Annotated in this window: 19 protein-coding genes and 1 other RNA gene; 3 read left to right on the top strand and 17 right to left on the bottom strand. The window is 68.2% G+C overall.

The window, feature by feature from the left end; translation table 11 throughout:
* Positions 1-46: 46 nt before the first annotated feature.
* From GV161_RS01325 to GV161_RS01310, 4 genes are all read right to left on the bottom strand, one after another.
* Complete coding sequence (locus GV161_RS01325; protein ID WP_159650095.1) at positions 47-1801, bottom strand: ankyrin repeat domain-containing protein; 1755 nt, start codon at positions 1799-1801, stop codon at positions 47-49.
* A gap of 298 nt (positions 1802-2099) precedes the next feature.
* Positions 2100-3290, bottom strand: coding sequence for an extracellular solute-binding protein (locus GV161_RS01320; protein ID WP_152012204.1), 1191 nt, complete (start codon positions 3288-3290; stop codon positions 2100-2102).
* A gap of 37 nt (positions 3291-3327) precedes the next feature.
* Positions 3328-4350, bottom strand: coding sequence for an amidohydrolase family protein (locus GV161_RS01315; RefSeq protein WP_152012205.1), 1023 nt, complete (start codon positions 4348-4350; stop codon positions 3328-3330).
* A 6-nt stretch (positions 4351-4356) separates the two neighbouring features.
* The gene (locus tag GV161_RS01310; RefSeq protein WP_152012206.1) at positions 4357-5100 is read right to left on the bottom strand and encodes a glucosamine-6-phosphate deaminase; all 744 of its coding nucleotides are present in this window, start codon (positions 5098-5100) and stop codon (positions 4357-4359) included.
* A gap of 231 nt (positions 5101-5331) precedes the next feature.
* Between GV161_RS01310 and GV161_RS01305 the strand changes: the two genes are divergently transcribed.
* The gene (locus GV161_RS01305; protein WP_152012207.1) at positions 5332-5676 is read left to right on the top strand and encodes a helix-turn-helix domain-containing protein; all 345 of its coding nucleotides are present in this window, start codon (positions 5332-5334) and stop codon (positions 5674-5676) included.
* Entirely contained in the window at positions 5636-6028 is a 393-nt protein-coding gene (locus GV161_RS01300) for a VOC family protein (RefSeq protein ID WP_280179016.1), read from the top strand. Before GV161_RS01305 ends, GV161_RS01300 begins: the two co-directional genes overlap by 41 nt.
* 25 nt (positions 6029-6053) lie before the next feature.
* Here the strand turns inward: GV161_RS01300 and GV161_RS01295 are convergent, their stop codons facing one another.
* The 13 genes from GV161_RS01295 to GV161_RS01235 form a co-directional block, all read right to left on the bottom strand.
* Positions 6054-7073, bottom strand: a complete 1020-nt coding sequence (locus GV161_RS01295; RefSeq protein ID WP_152012208.1) for a peptidoglycan -binding protein — start codon at positions 7071-7073, stop codon at positions 6054-6056.
* Between the two features lie 52 nt (positions 7074-7125).
* Positions 7126-8169, bottom strand: coding sequence for a flagellar motor protein MotA (locus tag GV161_RS01290; RefSeq protein ID WP_152012209.1), 1044 nt, complete (start codon positions 8167-8169; stop codon positions 7126-7128).
* Positions 8170-8255: 86 nt separating this feature from the next.
* Positions 8256-9044, bottom strand: a complete 789-nt coding sequence (locus tag GV161_RS01285) for an inositol monophosphatase family protein (protein WP_152012210.1) — start codon at positions 9042-9044, stop codon at positions 8256-8258.
* A 97-nt stretch (positions 9045-9141) separates the two neighbouring features.
* Complete coding sequence (locus tag GV161_RS01280) at positions 9142-10062, bottom strand: tetratricopeptide repeat protein (protein ID WP_152012211.1); 921 nt, start codon at positions 10060-10062, stop codon at positions 9142-9144.
* Positions 10059-10712 (bottom strand): thiamine phosphate synthase, encoded by a 654-nt coding sequence (locus GV161_RS01275; RefSeq protein WP_152012212.1) that lies wholly within the window; start codon positions 10710-10712, stop codon positions 10059-10061. Before GV161_RS01275 ends, GV161_RS01280 begins: the two co-directional genes overlap by 4 nt.
* Positions 10709-11863, bottom strand: a complete 1155-nt coding sequence (locus GV161_RS01270; protein WP_152012213.1) for a benzoate/H(+) symporter BenE family transporter — start codon at positions 11861-11863, stop codon at positions 10709-10711. The genes GV161_RS01275 and GV161_RS01270 overlap by 4 nt, the downstream gene beginning before the upstream one ends.
* A gap of 8 nt (positions 11864-11871) precedes the next feature.
* A complete protein-coding gene (locus GV161_RS01265) occupies positions 11872-12696 on the bottom strand; it encodes a TIGR00282 family metallophosphoesterase (RefSeq protein WP_152012214.1) in 825 nt (274 codons plus the stop codon).
* Between the two features lie 180 nt (positions 12697-12876).
* Positions 12877-13452, bottom strand: a complete 576-nt coding sequence (locus GV161_RS01260; protein ID WP_152012215.1) for a 5-formyltetrahydrofolate cyclo-ligase — start codon at positions 13450-13452, stop codon at positions 12877-12879.
* A 4-nt stretch (positions 13453-13456) separates the two neighbouring features.
* Positions 13457-13612, bottom strand: a non-coding RNA gene (ssrS, locus tag GV161_RS01255) — 6S RNA.
* Between the two features lie 48 nt (positions 13613-13660).
* Complete coding sequence (locus tag GV161_RS01250) at positions 13661-14119, bottom strand: GNAT family N-acetyltransferase (RefSeq protein WP_244623886.1); 459 nt, start codon at positions 14117-14119, stop codon at positions 13661-13663.
* An 11-nt stretch (positions 14120-14130) separates the two neighbouring features.
* Complete coding sequence (locus GV161_RS01245; protein WP_244623887.1) at positions 14131-15216, bottom strand: D-alanine--D-alanine ligase family protein; 1086 nt, start codon at positions 15214-15216, stop codon at positions 14131-14133.
* Positions 15217-15336: 120 nt separating this feature from the next.
* Positions 15337-15705, bottom strand: a complete 369-nt coding sequence (locus GV161_RS01240) for a cell division protein ZapA (RefSeq protein ID WP_152012217.1) — start codon at positions 15703-15705, stop codon at positions 15337-15339.
* Positions 15705-16013: a DUF4164 domain-containing protein gene (locus tag GV161_RS01235; RefSeq protein ID WP_244623888.1), complete on the bottom strand. Its 309-nt coding sequence runs from the start codon at positions 16011-16013 to the stop codon at positions 15705-15707. The genes GV161_RS01240 and GV161_RS01235 overlap by 1 nt, the downstream gene beginning before the upstream one ends.
* A gap of 258 nt (positions 16014-16271) precedes the next feature.
* On the opposite strand from GV161_RS01235, the gene tkt reads away from it, so the two are divergent.
* Positions 16272-18275 carry a transketolase gene (gene tkt, locus GV161_RS01230; RefSeq protein WP_152012218.1) on the top strand — a complete coding sequence of 668 codons (2004 nt, stop codon included), beginning with the start codon at positions 16272-16274 and terminating at the stop codon, positions 18273-18275.
* Positions 18276-18325 lie beyond the last annotated feature (50 nt).

The following is an 18325-nucleotide window of genomic DNA, read 5'->3' as shown; positions in this document are numbered from 1 at the left end:
GTTCGACCGGGTGAGACGAAAAAGGGCCGCTTGCGCAGCCCTTCCCTCATCCGTCAGCGCTTCGCGCTGCCACCTTCTCCCCCGAGGGGAGAAGGGAGGCTTCGATCAGCGCTGCGGCATCCAGCAGCCCTCGCTTGCGCGCGACTTCCGCCGGCGTCAGCTCTTCCGCGTTGCGTACCTTCGGATCGGCCCCGGCCGCCAGCAGGAAGTCGACGAGATCGCAGGCGCTGATGTCGTCGTCGGGGAGGCAGAACAGCGGCGCCTCGCCGGAGCGGGCCGGCGCAGTGGCCAGCGCCGGCTCCTCAGCGATGAGCGCCTCCAGCCGCTCGATCTCGGCGGCTTCGCACAGAGCCTGGATGTCGCTGCTGCGCGAGGCCAGATAGATCTGCGCGGCACTGGCGCCCTGATGCCGCGCCCAGCCGAGCGGGGTCGAGCGATAGCGGCGCTCGATCGGATCGATCTGCGCGCTCGCCTCGACCAGGAGTGCAACGATCTCGATCGCATCGCTCCCTGCCGCCTCGTGCAAAGCGCGGACGCCGTCGCGTGTCTGTGCATCCGGCGAGACGCCTAAGCGGAGCGCCAGCGCCGCGATCTCTGGCTTGCCCTGCCGGATTGCGACGAACAGGGGCGCAGGGCTGAGCAGGAACTCAGGATTGCCGGCGAGCAGTTGGCGCGCCTGTATCTCGTCGCCACGAGCTACCGCTGCGGTGAAGGCCTCCTGCCCATGGAGCTCGACCGGGCTGGCGCCATTGTCGACGAGCAGGCGCACGAGATCGCTGCGGCCGTCGAGCATGGCTTGCTTGACCAGGCTTTGCTGCGAATAGGCGTTGAGCGCGTGGGCATCGGCGCCATGGGCGAGAAGCCAGGCGGCGCGCTTTGGCTGGCGCGGCACGGCGTTGCCGAGGAGGTAGTCGAGCGGCGGCGCCGGCAGCTCCCTCACCGGCTCGCGCCAGCGCCCGATCTCACCGCGCTTCTCCGTCTCGTTCCAGAGCAGGTCGAGCCAGGTGACGTCGTCGGCGCCGAGCGAGGAGTTGTAAAGCGCCTGACCATTGAGCGGATCGGCGCCGCGGGCGATCAGGAGCCGCGCCAGCGCCTCTGCCCGCGGGTGCGGGGGCTGGTTGCCCTCGCCGCCGCCGATGACGCCGGTCAGCGGGGTGAAATGGTTGCTGCCGTCGCTGAACAGGGCATTTGGGTCGGCGCCATGGTCGAGCAGGAGCTGCGCGATCGCGACAGCGTTGCGTGACAGGGCTTCGTTCGGCAGCCGGGTGAAGGCGAGGCGGACGAGCGGCGTCCAGCCATCGAATTCGCTCGGCTTGTTTGAGAGCGCGGCATCCTTGCGCAGGAGGGCGCTGACAGCATCGAGATCATGCGCGGCAACGGCCGTGTGGATGCTGTCACGGGCGATGTCCGGATGGCGTTCGAGCAGGCGCTGCGCCAGCGCGCCGCGCGCTGGCCGGTCGGCCTCGTACTCGCCCCAGCTTTGCGTTCCCGGCCTGACGCCATAGCGCAGCGCCGACTTTTCCAGGAACAGCGCGACGAGCGTGGCATGGCCGCGCGCCGCCGCCTCGCGCGCGATCAGCTCCTGCTTCAGCGCCGCCCAGTTCGGGAGACCGTAATCGCGGGCGAGGGCATGCTGCACCTCGCGCAGCTTCGGCGCGCCGGCATGGTTGGGGATCAGCTTGCGGAAGCGGGCAATGGTCTCTGTATCGCCGGCCTCGATCTCCTTCAGCCAGCGCTTGGCCTGGCGGCGGATCGTTTCGAGGGTCGAGCGGGACGTGAGTTCGCGGGTCGCGTCAGACATGGGTCTTCCTTCCGAGGAAAGCCTGATGTCCGCTCGACAGGCCGGAAGAAAGCGATGATGCAATGTCGTCGCTTGAATATGGGTGGGAGCAGGCTCCCTTGCCGCGGACTGGTGGCGCCCCATGCGCTCTGCGCTGATGAAAAGCGCATGGCAACGGCGAAGTCAATGCGCGCCAGCCATCTGCCGTCATGCTCGGGCTCGACCCGAGCATCTCAGGCCGAAGGTGTCTCCACTGGCACCTTCTCGTCCAGAGATTCCCGGGTCGGCGCGATGCGCCGCCCGAGAATGACGCCTGGACTCACTTCGCCCGCTTCGCACCCACCAGCTCGTCCCACTTCCGGAACGCCACGACCATCTTGTCGGGCTTCAGGGGCAGTTCGATCGGGTTGTTGGCGATGAGGTCGGCATATTCCGGCCGGCCGAACTCGGCGATGACCTTCTGGCTCGATTCCGGCGCCAGCGAGAGCGGCACGTTCTTCACCGCCGGGCCGGGATAGAGATAGCCTTCGTCATAGGAATAGGCCTGCATCTTCGGCGTCAGCACATGCGCCATGATGTCGAGGACGACGGCGAGCCGGTCATTGGGCAAGCCCTTGGGCACGCACATGAAGAAGGCGTCGGAGACCCAGTGGAAGCCCTTCAGCGTCTGGATCTTGGCTTCCTTCGGGACGATGCCGAGCGCGCGCGGGTTGATGTCCCAGCCGGTGGTCGAGATGATGATGTCGCGCGAACCGTCGCCGAACTCCTTCATCGTCGCGCCGGTGCCGGCCGGATAGTACTCGATGTGCTGGCCGAGCTCCTGCAGATAGGCCCAGGTCTTGTCCCAGCCGCCGACCGGGTCCTGCGGGTCCTTGTCGCCGAGGAGATAGGGCAGGCCCATCATGAAGGTGCGGCCCGGGCCGGAATTGGTCGGGCGCGCATACATGAACTTGTTCGGATTGGCCTTGGCCCAGGCGAGCAATTCCTCGGCCGTGGTCGGGACATTCTTGACCCGGTCCGGCATGTATTCGAGCAGCGGGCCGGAGGGGTAGTAGTTGACGACGACTCCGAAGCCGTCGCCCTGCGCCTTGTGCAGGTTGAGCGCGGCCGGCTCGTAATTGGCCTCGATGTTCGGGAATTTGTCGGCGAAGTCGGGCAGGATCTTCTGCCAGAGCTTCTGCTCGAGGCCGGCGGCAAGGCCGTCGCTGCCGGTCAGGATCAGGTCGAGGTCGACCTTGCCGGCATCCTGCTGCGCCTTGAGCTTGCTGGCGAGTTCGGGGGCAGGGGCCTTCACGAAGGCGATGCGCGAGACCAGCTTGGGATTGGCAGTGCGATAGTCCTCGAAAGCCTTCTGCATCAGCGCCAGCGCGCCGCCGACGTCCATGACGCTGATCACGACCGGGCTGGTCGGCAGCGGCGGCGAGGCGGCGAGCGCCGGCCCGCCGGCCGCGAGCGCGCCCAGGCCGCCGAGCACGGTGCGGCGGTCGATGCCCTTGAGATGCTTGGTCATTGCCTTCCCCTCTTGTTGTTGCGCCGTTTGGTGGCGCTCATGCGTCGTAGCGGCGTTCCTGATCGGCGAGGCGGACGCGCCGGACGAAGAGATCATCCGACCATTCGATCTCACCCTCGGCAAGCACGATGCCATGTGCCTTGAGCGCCGGCCGGATCGCGGCGAGCGCATGGTCGGAGGCCATGGCGAAAGCCTGTGCGGGTGTCGCGATGCCCCAGGCGACGACATTGCGGACAGCTTCATCCAGACACAGCGCCGAGCCGGCGAGCAGGCCAGCCTCCTGCCGCACCGAGCCATCTGGCATGCGATCGACGGCCATGCCGGCGAAATGGTAGCGGCCGACCGGCGCCGCGGCGGCGACCACCGCATCGGTGACCAGGATCGAGCGTTCGAAGCCCTTGGCCCGGATCAGCGCGGCAAGCGCCCTGGGATGGATATGGATTCCATCCGCGATAAAGCCGGCCATCAGCCGGTCCTCGGCGAGCTGGGCGAAGATCGGGTTGGCGAGCTTGTGCAGCGTCTGCGGCACGCCATTGCCGAGATGGGTCGAGAGCGAGAGTCCGGCATCGGCAGCGGCAGAAACCTGTTCGAAATCGGCGGCCGAGTGACCGATCGCGACGATCTTGCCGGCATCGGCCAGGCTCTTCGTCAGCGCGACCGCACCTTCGCTCTCGGCGGCGAGCGTCACCATCAGGATCGGCCGCGTCAGGCCGCGCTCGATCTCGGCGATCAGCTCCGGCCTTGCCGCCGTCATCGCCTGCGGCGGATGGCAGCCATGATAGCCCGGCGCCGGGTTCAGGAACGGCCCTTCGAGATGGTAGCCCGGGCACATCAATGGCCCGAGCCTGCTGCCGGCGGCGGCTTTGTCCAATGCCCGGAAGCGCTCGACCAGCTCGTGCGGATGGGCGGTGATGATCGTCGGCAGGCAATGCGTGACGCCGGTCGCGAGCATCGCCTCCAGCGCCCGGTCGAGATCGGCCGGGGTGATCGCCGGGTCGTTGAAGTCGACGCCGGCGAAGCCGTTGATCTGGAGGTCGACCAGGCCGGGCGAGACGGGCATCGCCGCTCAGCCCTGCTTCAGCAGCGATGCCGCCGGCGGATCGAGGAACAGCACCGTGTTCGGGTGGCGCTGCAGGATCGAGGCCGGGTGCAGCGGCGTGACCTCGCCTTCGAGTGCGTCCTTCACCGCCTGCGCCTTGCGGGCGTCCGGCACCGAGAGGACGATGAACTCGCTCTTCAGGATCTGGCGGATGCTCATCGAGATCGCCTGTTCCGGCACCGCTTCAAAGGTCTCGAACCAGCCCTCGCCGAATTGCTGGTTGCGGCAGGCCTCGTCGAGCGTGACGACGATATAAGGCTCTTCGGTCTCGAAATCGGCCGGCGGATCGTTGAAGGCGAGGTGGCAGTTCTCGCCGAAGCCGGCGAAGCAGAGATCGATGCGGCGGCCGGCGATCAGCGCGTTGAGGCGCTTCGTCTCGGCGGCAGGATCGCCCTCGCCATTGACGAAATTGAAGGCCGGCTTGACCGCGAGCGGGGCAAGGAAACGCTCCCTGAGATAGCCGCGGAAGCTCGCCGGGTGGCTCTCGGGCAGGCCGACATATTCGTCGAGATGGAAAGCGGTGACTTTCGACCAGTCGATGCCCTCGGCAACGACGAGGTTCTGCAGCATCTCGAACTGGCTCGCACCGGTGGCGACGATGATCGTCGCCTCGCCATGGCGGGCAATCGCCGCGCGGATCGCCTTGGCGCCGAATGCAGCGGCCTGCCGGCCGAGCTCGTTCTTGTCGGGGGTGACGCGGATATCGATCATGCTGCTCCCTGTCCGCCAAGCGTGCGGTATTTTTCGTGTGGTATACTACCATACCAGCCAGCATGCTAGCACGGACACGAGAGCGCGCACCCATCGCAAAGGCATGGCGCTTCGCAGCTTTTCGCGGGGCTTGCGCGCATAGGTTTTCCAGACGAGCAGGCGCAGCCTGTGGCGATCTAATCATGCAATCATTTGATTGCATGATATCTACCCTCGTGCTAACAACCGCCCATGGATTTCGACCGCCTTTTCCGGGCGCTGGCCGATCCGACCCGCCGGCGCATGCTGGACGAGCTGGCGGAGCGGGACGGCCAGACGCTGTTCGAATTGCATGTGCGCCTGATCAGCTGGCACGGGGCGAGCCTGTCCCGGCAGGCCCTGTCGAAACACCTGCAGGTGCTGGAGGAGGCGGGCCTTCTCCGTACGGAATGGCGCTGGCGCAGCAAGCACCATTTCCTCGAACGCTCGCCGCTGCGGCAGATGTGGGATGTGTGGATGCGGCCGCTGGCCGAGCCGCCGGAGAAGGAGACGAGCGATGCCGATCAAGATCGTCGTGACGAGCCTGCTGGTCGATGACCAGGAGAAGGCGCTGCGCTTCTACCGCGACATTCTCGGCTTCGAGCCGAAGGACGACATCCCGATGGGCCATCATCGCTGGCTGACCCTGACCTCATCAGGCGATCCCGACGGCGTCGAGCTGCTGCTCGAGCCCGACGAACATCCGGCGGCGAAGCCCTGGAAGACCGCGCTCGTCGCCGACGGAATCCCGGCGACCTCGTTCGGGGTCGAGGATGTCCATGCCGAGCATAGGAGGCTTGCGGGTCTGGGCGTCGCCTTCACCCAGCCGCCGGTAAATCTCGGCCTGGTCACGACAGCAGTCTTCGACGACACCTGCGGCAACCTGATCCAGATCGCCCAGCGGCATTGAGGGAGTGTCGCCAGGAAAAGCTCTCTCACCGCTCGGTGATCTTGAACTCGATCCTGCGGTTGCGGCGCCAGGCGTCGTCATTGTTGGCGACGTCGAGGGGCTGGAACTCGCCGAAGCCGGTGGCGGCGATGCGGTCGGCGGGAATGCCCTTGCTGACGAGGTATTCGACCACGGCGACGGCGCGGGCGGTCGACAGGCTCCAGTTCGACGGGAATTGCGGCGAGCGGATCGGCCGGTTGTCGGTATGGCCGTCGACGCGCAGGATCCAGGGCAGGTCTGGCGGCATTTCGCGGGCGAGATCGGCGATGATGGCGCCCAGCTTGTCGAGCTCGCCGCGGCCTTCCGGCTTCAGCACGGCCTGGCCGGCGTCGAAGAAGACCTCCGACTGGAAGACGAAGCGGTCGCCGACGACACGGATGTCGGGCCTTGTGCCGAGTACCTGCCGCAGGCGGCCGAAGAAGTCTGAGCGGTAGCGCGCCAGCTCCTGCACGCGCTGGGCCAGCGCGACATTGAGGCGCGAGCCGAGCTCGGAGATGCGCGTCTGGGATTCCTTGTCCTTGACCTCGGCGGCGGCGATCGCCTCCTCCAGCGCCGCGAGCTGGCGGCGCATGGCGACGATCTGCTGGTTGACCAGCTCGACCGTGGCCTGCGCCTTGGCGGAGAGCTGCTTTTCGGCGTCGAGCGCCTTCTGCGTCTCGGCGAGCTGGGTCGGCGCGTTGGTGCGGGCGGCGCCGTCGAGCAGGCCCTGGACACGGGCGCGTTCGGCCTGCTCGCCGGCGAGCGAGGATTGCAGCAAAGCGAGCGAATCCTTCGCCTCCTTGCCGGTCGAGCGCTCGAGGGCGAGCAGGTCGCTGAGCTCGGCGATCTGGCGGTTGAGCCGGTCGAGCACTGTGTCGCGGCCGGAAATCTCCTGCGACAGGAAGAACTGGCCGAGGACGAAGACCGACAGCAGGAAGACGATGCCGATCAGCATCGTCGAGAGCGCATCGACGAAGCCCGGCCAGAAATTGACCTCTTCCCGGCGATGCGAGCGCGACAGGGCCATGCTCAGCCTTTCCTGCGATCAGTGCCCGCGATGCCGCAGCACCATGGCAGGCTCATGACTCGCTCACCCGTTCGGCGGCGAGGCGCTCGATCAGGCGCTTCAGATCCTTCTCGCGCACGGCCTGCGCCTCGACCCAGTCGCGGATCAATTGCTGCTCGGAGCGCATGTGCTGGACGAGACCCTGGATGCCCTCGGCGAGATTGGCCAGCGCCTGCGTCGCCGCACGGTTGTTGGAGCCGTCCTGCATGGCGGCCTGGAGCTTGTCGAGGCGCTCGACCACGACGTCGCCGGCAACCGTCGGGCCGGCGACCGACATCGCCAGCGGGATCGTCGCGGAATGCGCCGTGGCGGTGCCGAGATAGCCCTCGATTTCGTTGCGGAAGCGGCGCTGGCCCTGGCCGACTTGCAGGTCGAGGAAGCCGAGGATCAGCGAGCCGGCGATGCCGAACAGCGAGGACGAGAAGGACAGGCCCATGCCGGCGAGCGGCGCGGCAAGGCCCGCCTTGAGTTCGTCGAAGAGCACGCCGGCCTCGGCGCCGGTGCGCAGGCTCTTGATGACGTTGCCGACCGAGGAGACGGTCTCCAGCAGGCCCCAGAAGGTGCCGAGCAAGCCGAGGAAGACGAGCAGGCCGGCAAGGTAGCGCAATACCTCGCGCCCGTCGTCGAGCCGGACCGCGATCGATTCGAGCAGGCTCGCCGCCTGGCTGGAAGCGAGGTTGCGCTGCTCCAGCGCCGGCAGCACGGGGGCGAGCGGGCTGATCACCTGGTTGCGCCGGATCGTCGCCCCGGCCGGATTTGCGGCGAGGCGGGTAGCGGCGCGCGCCTCGCTGTCGACGCGCCAGAGCTCCCGCAGCGACAGGAGGACGCCGACTGCCAGCGCGCCAGTGATCAGGCCGTTGAGACCGGGATTGGTCATGAAGGCGGTGAGCAAGCCCGCCTGCAGGATGAAAATCAGGAAGCCGATCAGCGCGAGGAAGACCAGCGCGCGGAGGAAATAGCGCAGCGGGCGGGAGAAGCGGAACGTCTGCGGCCGATTGGGGCTCGTCGCTGGGGGCTCCAGCGGCGGGACCTCCGGGGCCGCCTCGTCATTGGCCATGCCTGCTCATCCGATCCGGTTTCGTCGCGGCGGCGACTGTCGCCTCCCGCCACGCCGGGATCAAGCTGAAAACCGCCGCGATTTCGTCAAAGAACGGTCTTGAGGACTGCGCGCAACGCCGGCTCGCCGGCCTCGTTGCCGCAGATCACGTCCTTGGCCGAGGTCGGCTGCTTGCCGTCGAGCGTGCCGAAGGTGCCGCCCGCTTCGCGGACCATCACGGCGCCGGCGCCGAAATCCCAGGTGTTGAGGCCGCGTTCCCAATAGGCGTCCATGCGGCCGGCGGCGACATAGGCGATGTCGAGCGCGGCCGAGCCCATGCGGCGGACATTGGCGAAACGGCTCATCACCGCGCCGAGCTCCTTCAGGAAGAGCGGGTGGCCGCCCTTGCCGATATGCGGCACGCCCATGCCGATCAGCATGTCCGCCGATTCGCGCCTGCCCGAGACGCGCAGGCGACGGTTGTTGGCATAGGCGCCCTTGCCCTTCTCGGCGATGAAGAGCTCGTCCTTGGCGGCGTCGTAGATCACGCCGGCGATGAACTGGTTGTCGCGCTCCAGCGCCACCGAGATGTTCCAGTGCGGGATGCCGCGCAGGAAGTTGTGGGTGCCGTCGAGCGGGTCGATGTGCCAGCGATTGCTCTCGTCGGTGCCGGCGACGACGCCGCTCTCTTCCATGACGAAGCCGTAGCCGGGCCGGGCCTTCTCCAGCGAAGCGCGCAGAATCTCCTCGGCCTTGTGGTCGGCCTTGGAGACGAAGTCGCCCGGGCCCTTGGCCAGGACCTGCAGGTTCTCGACCTCGCCGAAATCGCGCTTCAGCGAACGCGACGCCTTCATCACGGCGTCGGTCATCACGGTCATCAGGGGGGAGCGGATCATTGTACAAACCTCGAGGCGCGCGACGCGCGGCGGAAGAGAACAGGCTATCAAAGAGCGATGGTGGGGTGGCGCCAGCGTTGCGCCACGAATTTCGCCGTCACTTGCTCGGTTGGCTCGGCGTCGTCAAGGCCGTGGCCTCGATCCGGTCGGCGGCGAGGCGGGCGGCGCGGGCACGCTGCTCGGGCGAAAGCCGCTCCAGCACCTGGTCGAGCGTGGCGTCGGCAAGGCCCTGGGCGCGCGCGGCGAGGTGCCAGGCGGCCGCCTCCGACAGGTCGGGCGGAACGGCGCGGCCGAACTGGTAGAGCTTGGCCAGGCGGTTCTGGGCGATAGCGTTGCCCTTATTGGCAGCGCGGATGAAGAGCTTGGCTGCTGCGCGCTCGTCCTTGGCGATGCCGTCGCCGTTGAACAGCATGATCGCATACTCGACTTCGCCGGCGATCAGCCCGTTGGCGGCAGCCTTGCCCATCCATTCGGCCGCCAAGGCATCGTCCTGCGCGACGCCGCGGCCAATCTTGTAGAGCACGCCGAGTGCGTGCTGGGCGTCGGCGAGATCGGCCGCTGCGGCGATCCTGAGACAGGCTATGGCGCGCTGGTCGTCCTGCGGCCGCCCGGTCGCGAGCAAGGCGAGGGCGAGATTGTAGTTGGCGGCGGGATGTCCGGCGGCGGCGGCCTTCTCCAGCAGGGCGCCGCCGGTCTTCGGATCGCGCGTCAGGCCACGACCTTCCAGCATCGCCATGCCGAGGGCGAAGATCGCATTGACGTCGCCCTTGTCGGCCGCGAGGCGATACCAGTCGGCGGCGGCCTTGGGATCGATGCGGACACCGAGCCCCTGCCGGTAGATCTCGCCGAGCAGCGTCATCGCCGCGGCGTCCTTCGGATCGGCCTCGAGCCGCTTCAAGGCGTCCGCTTGGGCGCGCCGGTAGTGTCCGGTCTGATAGGCGCCATAGGCGAAGTCCGGCTCCGCCGCGGTGGCAGGGAGGGCGAACGTCAGGGCGAGCGCTACGAGCGCAAGCCTCATCGTGCCATCCTGCGGGCGTGCTGCGCCGCAATCGCGGCATCGGCCTGTGCGACCGCGGCGCGGATGTCGACATCCTCGGCGAAGACCCATTCGCCGAGGGCGACGAATTCGGCACCGGTCTCGATCAGCGCCGGAACCGACTCGGCATCCGGGCAGTAGGCGATGCAGGGCGTCTCGAAGATCTCGGCCCACCAGGAAGCGCGCTCGATCACCGCCGGCAGCGCCGGCAGCGAGCCGTCCGGCCGCGGCTCACCGAACATGACGTAGTCGACGCCGGTCTCGCCGATATCCATGGCGTCATGGCGCGAGCGCAGGCCCCCGGCGCCGATGATGCGTTCCTGCTTCAGGCTGGAGCGCGCCTCGGCGACCGCCTCGGCTCCCGCCGTCAGATGGACGCCGTCGGCGCCGCCGCGGCTGGCAACCTGCGCCGAGGCCTCGACGACCAGGGCGACATTCTGCGCCTGCACCGGCGGGGCCAGGGCCTTGACCCGTTCGGTGAGGCTGCGCTCGTCGCCGGGCGCGAGCCGCAGCAGCACAGCGGCGACATCGCCGCCCGCGAAGGCCTGCATCAGGCGAAAGGACAGTGCGCCGGGATCCAAGATCGGCGGCGTGACGAGCATCAGGCGGGTGCGGGGGACAGATGTATTCATGATCGTCCGCGCAAACGGCCCGCGGCGTGGTCCAATGTCAAGACCATAAGCCCGGCGACGAGGCTCCAGAAAGCGGAGCCGACGCCGAACAGCGACAGGCTGGAGGCCGCGACGGCGAAGGTGACGACCGCGGCGAAGCGGTCCTTGTCGCTGCCCATTGCCTGGCTGAGTGCGCCGGTGAGCGAGCCGACGAGGCCGAGGCCGGCGACCGCGACGATCAGCGCCTTCGGCATGGCGAGGATCAGCGACAGCAGCAAGCCAGCGGTCGCCGCGACGACAAGCCAGAGCAAAGCGTACCAGATCCCGGCCTTCCAGCGCTCCTTCGGATCGGGATGGGTGTCGGCACCGGTGCAGATCGAGGCGCTGATCGCCGCCATGTTGACCATATGGGCGCCGGTCGGGGCGGTCAGGAACGACATCAGCCCGGTGACGAACAGGCAGGATGCCGTCGGCGGCTGGTAGCCGGAGGCGCGCAGCACGGCGAAGCCCGGCAGGTTCTGCGCCGCCATGGTGACGAGATAGAGCGGGATGCCGATGCCGACGATGGCGGTGAGGTCGAGATGCGGGACGATCAGCTCGATATGCGTCAGCGCGACGGGGCCGGCGGGCAGTGTCGCTGTGCCGGTGGCGAAGGCGAGGGCGAGCCCCGCGCCGAGCGCCGCGATGACGCCGAGGAAGGGGTTCCACAATCGCGCCAGCAGGAAGACCATGAGCAGCGTCAGCACCAAAGCCGGCTGCAGGCGCATCTCGTCGAAGACGGCGACGACGAAGCGGAAGATCACGCCGGCGAGCATGGCCGCGGCGATGCTCATCGGGATCCGCTCGACCAACGCCCCCAGCGGGCGGAAGGCGGCGGTCGCCATCATCAGCACGGCGGCGGCGAGGAAGGCGCCGACGGCCGAGGCTATGTCGACGCCGCTCACCGCCGCGATCAGCGCCGCACCGGGCGTCGACCAGGCGCAGATGATCGGCATCCGATGCCGCCAGGACAGGATGAGGCTGGACAGCCCCTTGGCGATGGCGAGCCCGGCGAGCCAGGAGACAGTTTGTCCTGGCGTCGCGCCGACCGCCTGCGCGGCGGCGAGGATCACCGCGACCGAGGCCGCGTAGCCGACGAAGACGGCGACGAAAGCAGAGAAGAGCTGCGACATCGGCGGGTCTATTCGTCCCAGGCAGTCGGCCAGGTCTCGGCGAGGGTGGCGCCCAGGCGCACCGGCCAGGCCGCCTTGGCGAGGCCGGTGCGGTCGTCGGTCTCGACCGCGATGCCCGAGAGCGTGCCTTCGCCGAGGGCAGGCTCCAGCCGTGAACCCGGTGTCTTCTGCAGGAAGCGGCGGATCGCCTCCTCCTTCTGCATGCCGAGGATCGACTCGTAGTCGCCGCACATGCCGGCATCGGTCTGGTAGGCGGTGCCGGCGGGCAGCACGCGCGTGTCCGAGGTCGGGACATGGGTGTGGGTGCCGACGACGAGGCTGGCGCGGCCGTCGAGATAATAGGCCATGGCGAGCTTCTCGCTGGTCGCCTCGGCATGGACGTCGACGATGACGGCGTCGGCGGCGTCCCCGAGCGGGCAGGCGGCGAGCTCGCGCTCAAGCGCGGCGAAGGGGTCGTCGAGCGCGTCCATGAACAGGCGGCCCATGACGTTGACGACGAGGACCCGCGCGCCGTTGCGCGCCTCGATCACAGTCGCACCACGGCCGGGCGTACCGGGCGGATAGTTCGCCGGACGGATCAGGCGCGGCTGGCGCTCGATGAAGACCAGCGCCTCGCGCTGGTCCCAGGAATGGTTGCCGAGCGTCACGACATCGGCGCCGGCGGCGAGCGTCTCGTCGCAGATCGCCTCGGTGATGCCGAAGCCGCCGGCGGAGTTCTCGCCATTGATGACGACGCAGTCGAGCTTCCAGCGCTCGCGCAGGCCGGGGAGGCGATCCTGGACGGCGAGGCGGCCGGCGCGCCCGACGATGTCACCGAGAAAGAGCAGACGCATGTCACTATCCAACGCTTGGGCCGTGCATCACGGCCCGTTATTTCGCATCTCCGCACAAGACAGCCGTCCCGGCTTTCCCCAGGCCGCGCGGTACGATTGTGCGGTCCGGAAAAACACGGCAGGACGGCGGCGTCTTGAAGGAAAGGCGCAGCCGCTAATGACGTGATCGCTGCGGCGAAATCAACCGCAGCGGATCGCCTCGTCCTGCGTGACGACCCAGTCGAGGCGGCGATCATGCGGCTCGGCGGGAACGTCCGCGATCTCCTGCGCCGCATAGGCGATGCCGACGGTCAGGACCGGTTCGAGCTCGGTGATGGCGCGGTCGTAATAGCCCTTGCCATAGCCGATGCGATAGCCGCGCCGGTCGAAGGCGGCGAGTGGGACGATCAGGATGGCGGGCTTCACCTCAGGCTGCTCGGGAGCCGGCACCAGCGTGCCGAAGCCGCCGGGCACGATCGGCTCCCAGGGCGCCCAGCGCCGGAAATGCATGCGCTTCTCGACGATCGCCGGCAGGCAGAGCGGCAGGCCGCGCTCGTGCAGGGCTTCCAGGATCGGGCGCGGATCGGCTTCCGAGCGCATCGGCCAATAGGCGGAGACCGGTCCCTGAGTGAACCCCGGCAGCTCCAGCACGCGCGCGACGATGGCCTCGTCCCAGAGCAGGCGATCGTCCAGTTCGAGTGTGTCGCGCCGGGCGAGCGCTTCGGCTCGCAGCGCGGCCTTGCGCGGGGAGGGGGCGAGAGAGACGTTGTCGGTCATAGGGTGCGGAGCCACCTCGGCCGTGGAGATTTCGATCCCGGGACACCTACAAAGTAGGTGGGCGCCGTGTGTCCGGGTCCAGGGACCCGGTCAGGGACAGCTCCCTAGGGAGTCGTATGGGCCCGGGAATACATGACTCGCACGTACCAGGCAGCCCCGCCGGCTCAATGTAGGGAAAGCGCAGGTGAAGCGCCAGTGGCGATTGTCGCTACAACTCCATGTGGACGATCTCTATCGGTTGCCCGCCTAGGCCGTGCGAGAAATGGCCGCGGCCGATGCTGCGGAAGCCATGCTTCCGGTAGAAGCCCTCGGCGTTCATCGTGGATTCCAGCCTGATCGCTCCGACATGCCCGGCGCGCGCGCGTTCGATGCCGATATCGAGGAGCCGCCTTCCCAGCCCGGTGCCCGCCGCCTCCGGCAGCAGGAACAGCCGGGTCACCTCGCCGGGCTCGGCGTCCACGAAGCCGACAACCGCCCCCGCGCGTTCGGCCACCACCATGCCGCCCTTGGCGATCAGCGCCTCGTAATAGGCCGGCGTGCGCTCGCCCATCCAACCGGCGATCTGCTCCGGTGAATAATGCTCCGACGCCAGCGCGGCGACCGAGCGTCGCGTGATCTCGAAGACCGCCGCGCCGTCGCCTCGCGCCGCGTCGCGCAGCACCGCCATGTCCGTCGTCGTCATGCCCCGGCCCCGCGCGCCATCCCATGCCGGATCACCCGGTCGATCAGGTCGGGATAGGCGACGCCGCTGGCGGCGAGCGCCTTGGGGAACATGCTGATGTCGGTGAAGCCGGGAATGGTGTTGATCTCGTTGACCAGCGCACTCCCGTCCGGGCGCAGGAAGAAGTCGACGCGAGCCATGCCGTCGCAGCCGAGCGCGTAGAAGGCACGCTTCGCCAGCTCCTGCAGGTTGGTGATGGTTTCCTCCGGCAGATGGGCCGGAACCTCGACGCGAGCGCCATCCTCGTCGAGATATTTGGCCTCGTAGGTGTAGAAGCCGTGGCTCGCGGCGGCGACGATCTCGCCCGGCAGCGAGACGATGGTCTCGCCATCGGCCTGCTCCAGCACGCTGAGCTCGATCTCGCGGCCGGCGATGAACTCCTCGACCAGCACCACGCTGTCGTGCCGGAAGGCCTCGGCGAGCGCCGCTGCGAAGCTCTCGGCATCCATCGCCTTGCTGACGCCGACCGAGGAGCCCTGCCGCGCCGGCTTGACGAAGAGCGGCAGGCCGAGCGCGGCGCTGGCCTGCTCGAAGCTCAGCGCCTCGCCCCGTCGGACGGTGAGCGAGCGGGCGACGCCGAGGCCGGCCTCGCGCAGCAGCCGCTTGGCGATGTCCTTGTCGAGCGCATTGGCCGAGCCGACGATGCCGCAGCCGGCGAGCGGGATGCCGGCGACCTGGGCCAGCCCCTGGACCGAGCCGTCCTCGCCATCGAGACCGTGCAGCACCGGGAAGAGCACGTCGATCTTCGGCAAGGTCTGCGGTGCCGCGCCGTCCTGCAGGCGCAGGAGGCGCCCGTTCCCACCCGGCAGCAGGCAGAGCTCGGCGCCGTCCTGCGGGATCGGATCGGGCATCACGCCGTTCTGCAATTCGAGCTCGCGCCACTCGCCGGCCTTGGTGATCAGGATCGGCACGACGTCGTATCTCGCCTTGTCGATTGCCTTGACCACATTGGTGGCGGACATCAGCGAGACCTCGTGCTCGGAAGACCTGCCGCCGAGGAGAATCGCCACCCGAACCCTGTCGCCCATTGTCGCCGCCTTCATCGATTCGCTTCTGCCTGGAAGCGTCAATCAGGCATGATTGAGGAATTGCAAAGGCGGCGGGGAAGCGTTCGCTCTTCCATCGCGATTAAGGGAGCATGACGGCGTTGCGGAGCTCGCCGCCTATCCCACCTGCCCGGGCAGCAGGCTTCTCGCCACGGTCTCGATGCGCTCGGCTGCGGTATTGAGCGCGGCAGCGGCCCTCTCCTCGACATCGCCGGCGCGCTGGTCGGCGAAGCCGGCATCGCCTTGCAGCGACTGCAGACGGCCTTCCAGCGTCTCGATCTTCTTCTTCAGCTCGGTGACCTCGTCGGCGACCATCAGCGCCGCCATCACGTGCAGGCGCATGTCGCCGATCTCGCCGAAGGCCTGGCGCATCTCCTCGATCTTGCCGTCATAGAGCTGGGCGAGCGCCTCCAGATGCGGCTCCTCGCCTTCGCCGCACGCCATGCGATAGGCCTTGCCGGAAATGGTGACGTTGACCTGGGGCATCAGGCGTCCTGCTCGGCTTCTTCGTCGGGGTGGGCCTCGACGCGGGCGATCACTTCGGTAAGCGCCGTCATGGCGCGGTCGAGCTTGCGGTCGACCTCCTGCGCGACGCCCTCGACCTGGCCGATCCGGGCCATGGCGCCGTCGAGCTCGACGGCGAGGCGGGCGCGATCGTCCTGCATCAGGGTGAGTTCGGTTTCGAGATTGGCACGACCACGCTCGACCTCGAGCCGCCTGCGGGCGGCTGCTTCGAGCTGGCCGAGCGCGCCTTCGAGGCGCGACAGGGCGTGATCCAGTGCTGGAGACGCCACGCTTCTTCCTTTGCGTGCCGGGGAAGCCGGCTCATCCGATTCGGAAGCCTAGTTTAACAAATATCTCCGTGGAAAGCGCTTCGACGGGTTCGATCTGATCGAAGCGTGGGGAAAAGTCGAGATCTGCGTCCTTGCAGGCGAATTGACTCCGCTTGAGCGGGCGGCCTATCGAACGCGCGACCTTTTTCTCAAGAGTTCGCTGCTCGCCGCCGGCCAGCTTCGGCGCGAGCCTCGTTCCGCCTCCGCCGGAGAGATTCCATGACGACGCCTGCGATCGACCGCGCCCAGCACGAGCGGCTCGCCAACGCCATCCGCTCCCTCGCCATGGACGGCGTCGAGCAGGCCAAGTCCGGCCATCCCGGCCTGCCGATGGGCGCGGCCGACGTCGCGGCCGTGCTCTTCACCCGCATCCTGAAATACGATGCGGCCGAGCCGCGCTGGCCTGATCGCGACCGTTTCGTGCTCTCGGCCGGCCATGGCTCGATGCTGATCTACGCGCTGCTCTATCTCACCGGCACGCCCGGCATGGAGCTCGACGACCTCAAGAAGTTCCGCCAGCTCGAATCGAAGACGCCGGGCCACCCCGAGAACTTCATGACCGCCGGCGTCGAGACCACCACCGGCCCGCTGGGCCAGGGCCTGGCGACCGCGGTCGGTATGGCGATGGCCGAGCGCATGCTCGCCGCCGAGTTCGGCAAGAAGCTGGTCGACCACAAGACCTACGTCCTCGCCTCCGATGGCGACCTGATGGAGGGCATCAGCCAGGAGGCGATCGCTCTCGCCGGCCATCAGAAGCTCAACAAGCTGATCGTGCTCTGGGACGACAACGGCATCTCGATCGACGGGCCGCTCTCGATTTCCGACTCGGTCGACCAGCTCGCCCGCTTCAAGGCCTGCGGCTGGAAGGCCGAGCGCGTCGACGGGCATGATCCCGACGCGATCGAGGCGGCGATCCGCCGCGCCCAGAAGTCGAACAAGCCGACGCTGATCGCCTGCAAGACCGTGATCGGCTTCGGCGCGCCGAAGAAGGCCGGCACCTCCAAGGCGCATGGCGAGCCGCTCGGCGCCGAGGAACTCGCCGCCGCCAAGAACGCGCTCGGCATCACCGGCGGGCCGTTCGAGGTCGCGGCCGACGTGCTCAAGGCCTGGCGCGGCTTCGGCGCCACCGGCTTCGCCGAGCGCAAGGAATGGAACGAGCGGCTGGCGGCGACCTCCGGGCGCAAGCGCGCCGAGTTCGAGCGCCGCCTGGCCCACACCGTGCCGGCCAAGCTCGCCAAGACGCTGGTCGCGCACAAGAAGGCGCTGGCGGCGAACCCGGTCACGGTCGCGACCCGCAAGGCTTCGGAACTGGCGCTGGATGTGATCGTGCCAGTGATGCCGGAGCTGGTTTCGGGCTCGGCCGACCTGACGCCGTCGAACAACACCCGCGCCAAGGGCTTCGAGGACTTCACGCCGAAGACCCCGAAGGGGCGCTATGTCCGCTATGGCATCCGCGAGCACGGCATGGCCGCGGCGATGAACGGCATCACCCTGCACGGCGGCTTCCGCACCGCCGGCGGCACCTTCCTGGTCTTTGCCGACTATGCCCGCCCGTCGATGCGGCTCGCCGCGCTGATGGGCCTGCCGGTCGTCTACGTCATGACCCATGATTCGATCGGCCTCGGCGAGGACGGTCCGACCCACCAGCCGGTCGAGCAGATCGCCTCGCTGCGCGCCATGCCGAACATGCGTGTGCTACGTCCCGCCGACGCGATCGAGACGGCGGAAGCCTGGCAGATCGCGCTGGAGCGCACCGACGGCCCGACCGTTCTGGCGCTCTCCCGCCAGAACCTGGCGCCGGTCCGTACCGAGGGCACGGCGACGAACCGTTCGGCCAAGGGCGGCTACGAGCTGCTGGCGGCGGAAGGCGGCAAGGCGCAGGTCTCGCTCTTCGCCTCGGGCTCCGAGGTCGAGATCGCGGTCGCGGCCCGCAAGCTCCTGGCCGAGAAGGGTATTCGCGCCCGTGTCGTCTCGGTGCCTTCGCTCGAGGCACTGCTGGAGCAGGACGAGGCGACCAAGGCTGCGATCATCGGCGATGCCCCGATCAAGATCGCGGTCGAGGCTGCCGTGCGCTTCGGCTGGGATGGCGTGATCGGTGCCGATGGCAGCTTCGTCGGCATGTCCTCTTTCGGGGCGAGCGGCCCCTACAAGGAGGTCTACAAGCATTTCGGCATCACGCCGGAGGCGGTTGCCGAGGCTGCGATCAAGCGCCACAACGGCTGACTTCCTTGAAATTTTTAAGGCCTGCCCTTGCGTTCCGCCATGGTTTGGCC

It is taken from the genome of Bosea sp. 29B (assembly GCF_902506165.1).
Classification (GTDB): Bacteria; Pseudomonadota; Alphaproteobacteria; order Rhizobiales; family Beijerinckiaceae; genus Allobosea.
This window is presented reverse-complemented; position numbering and strand designations above follow the sequence as displayed.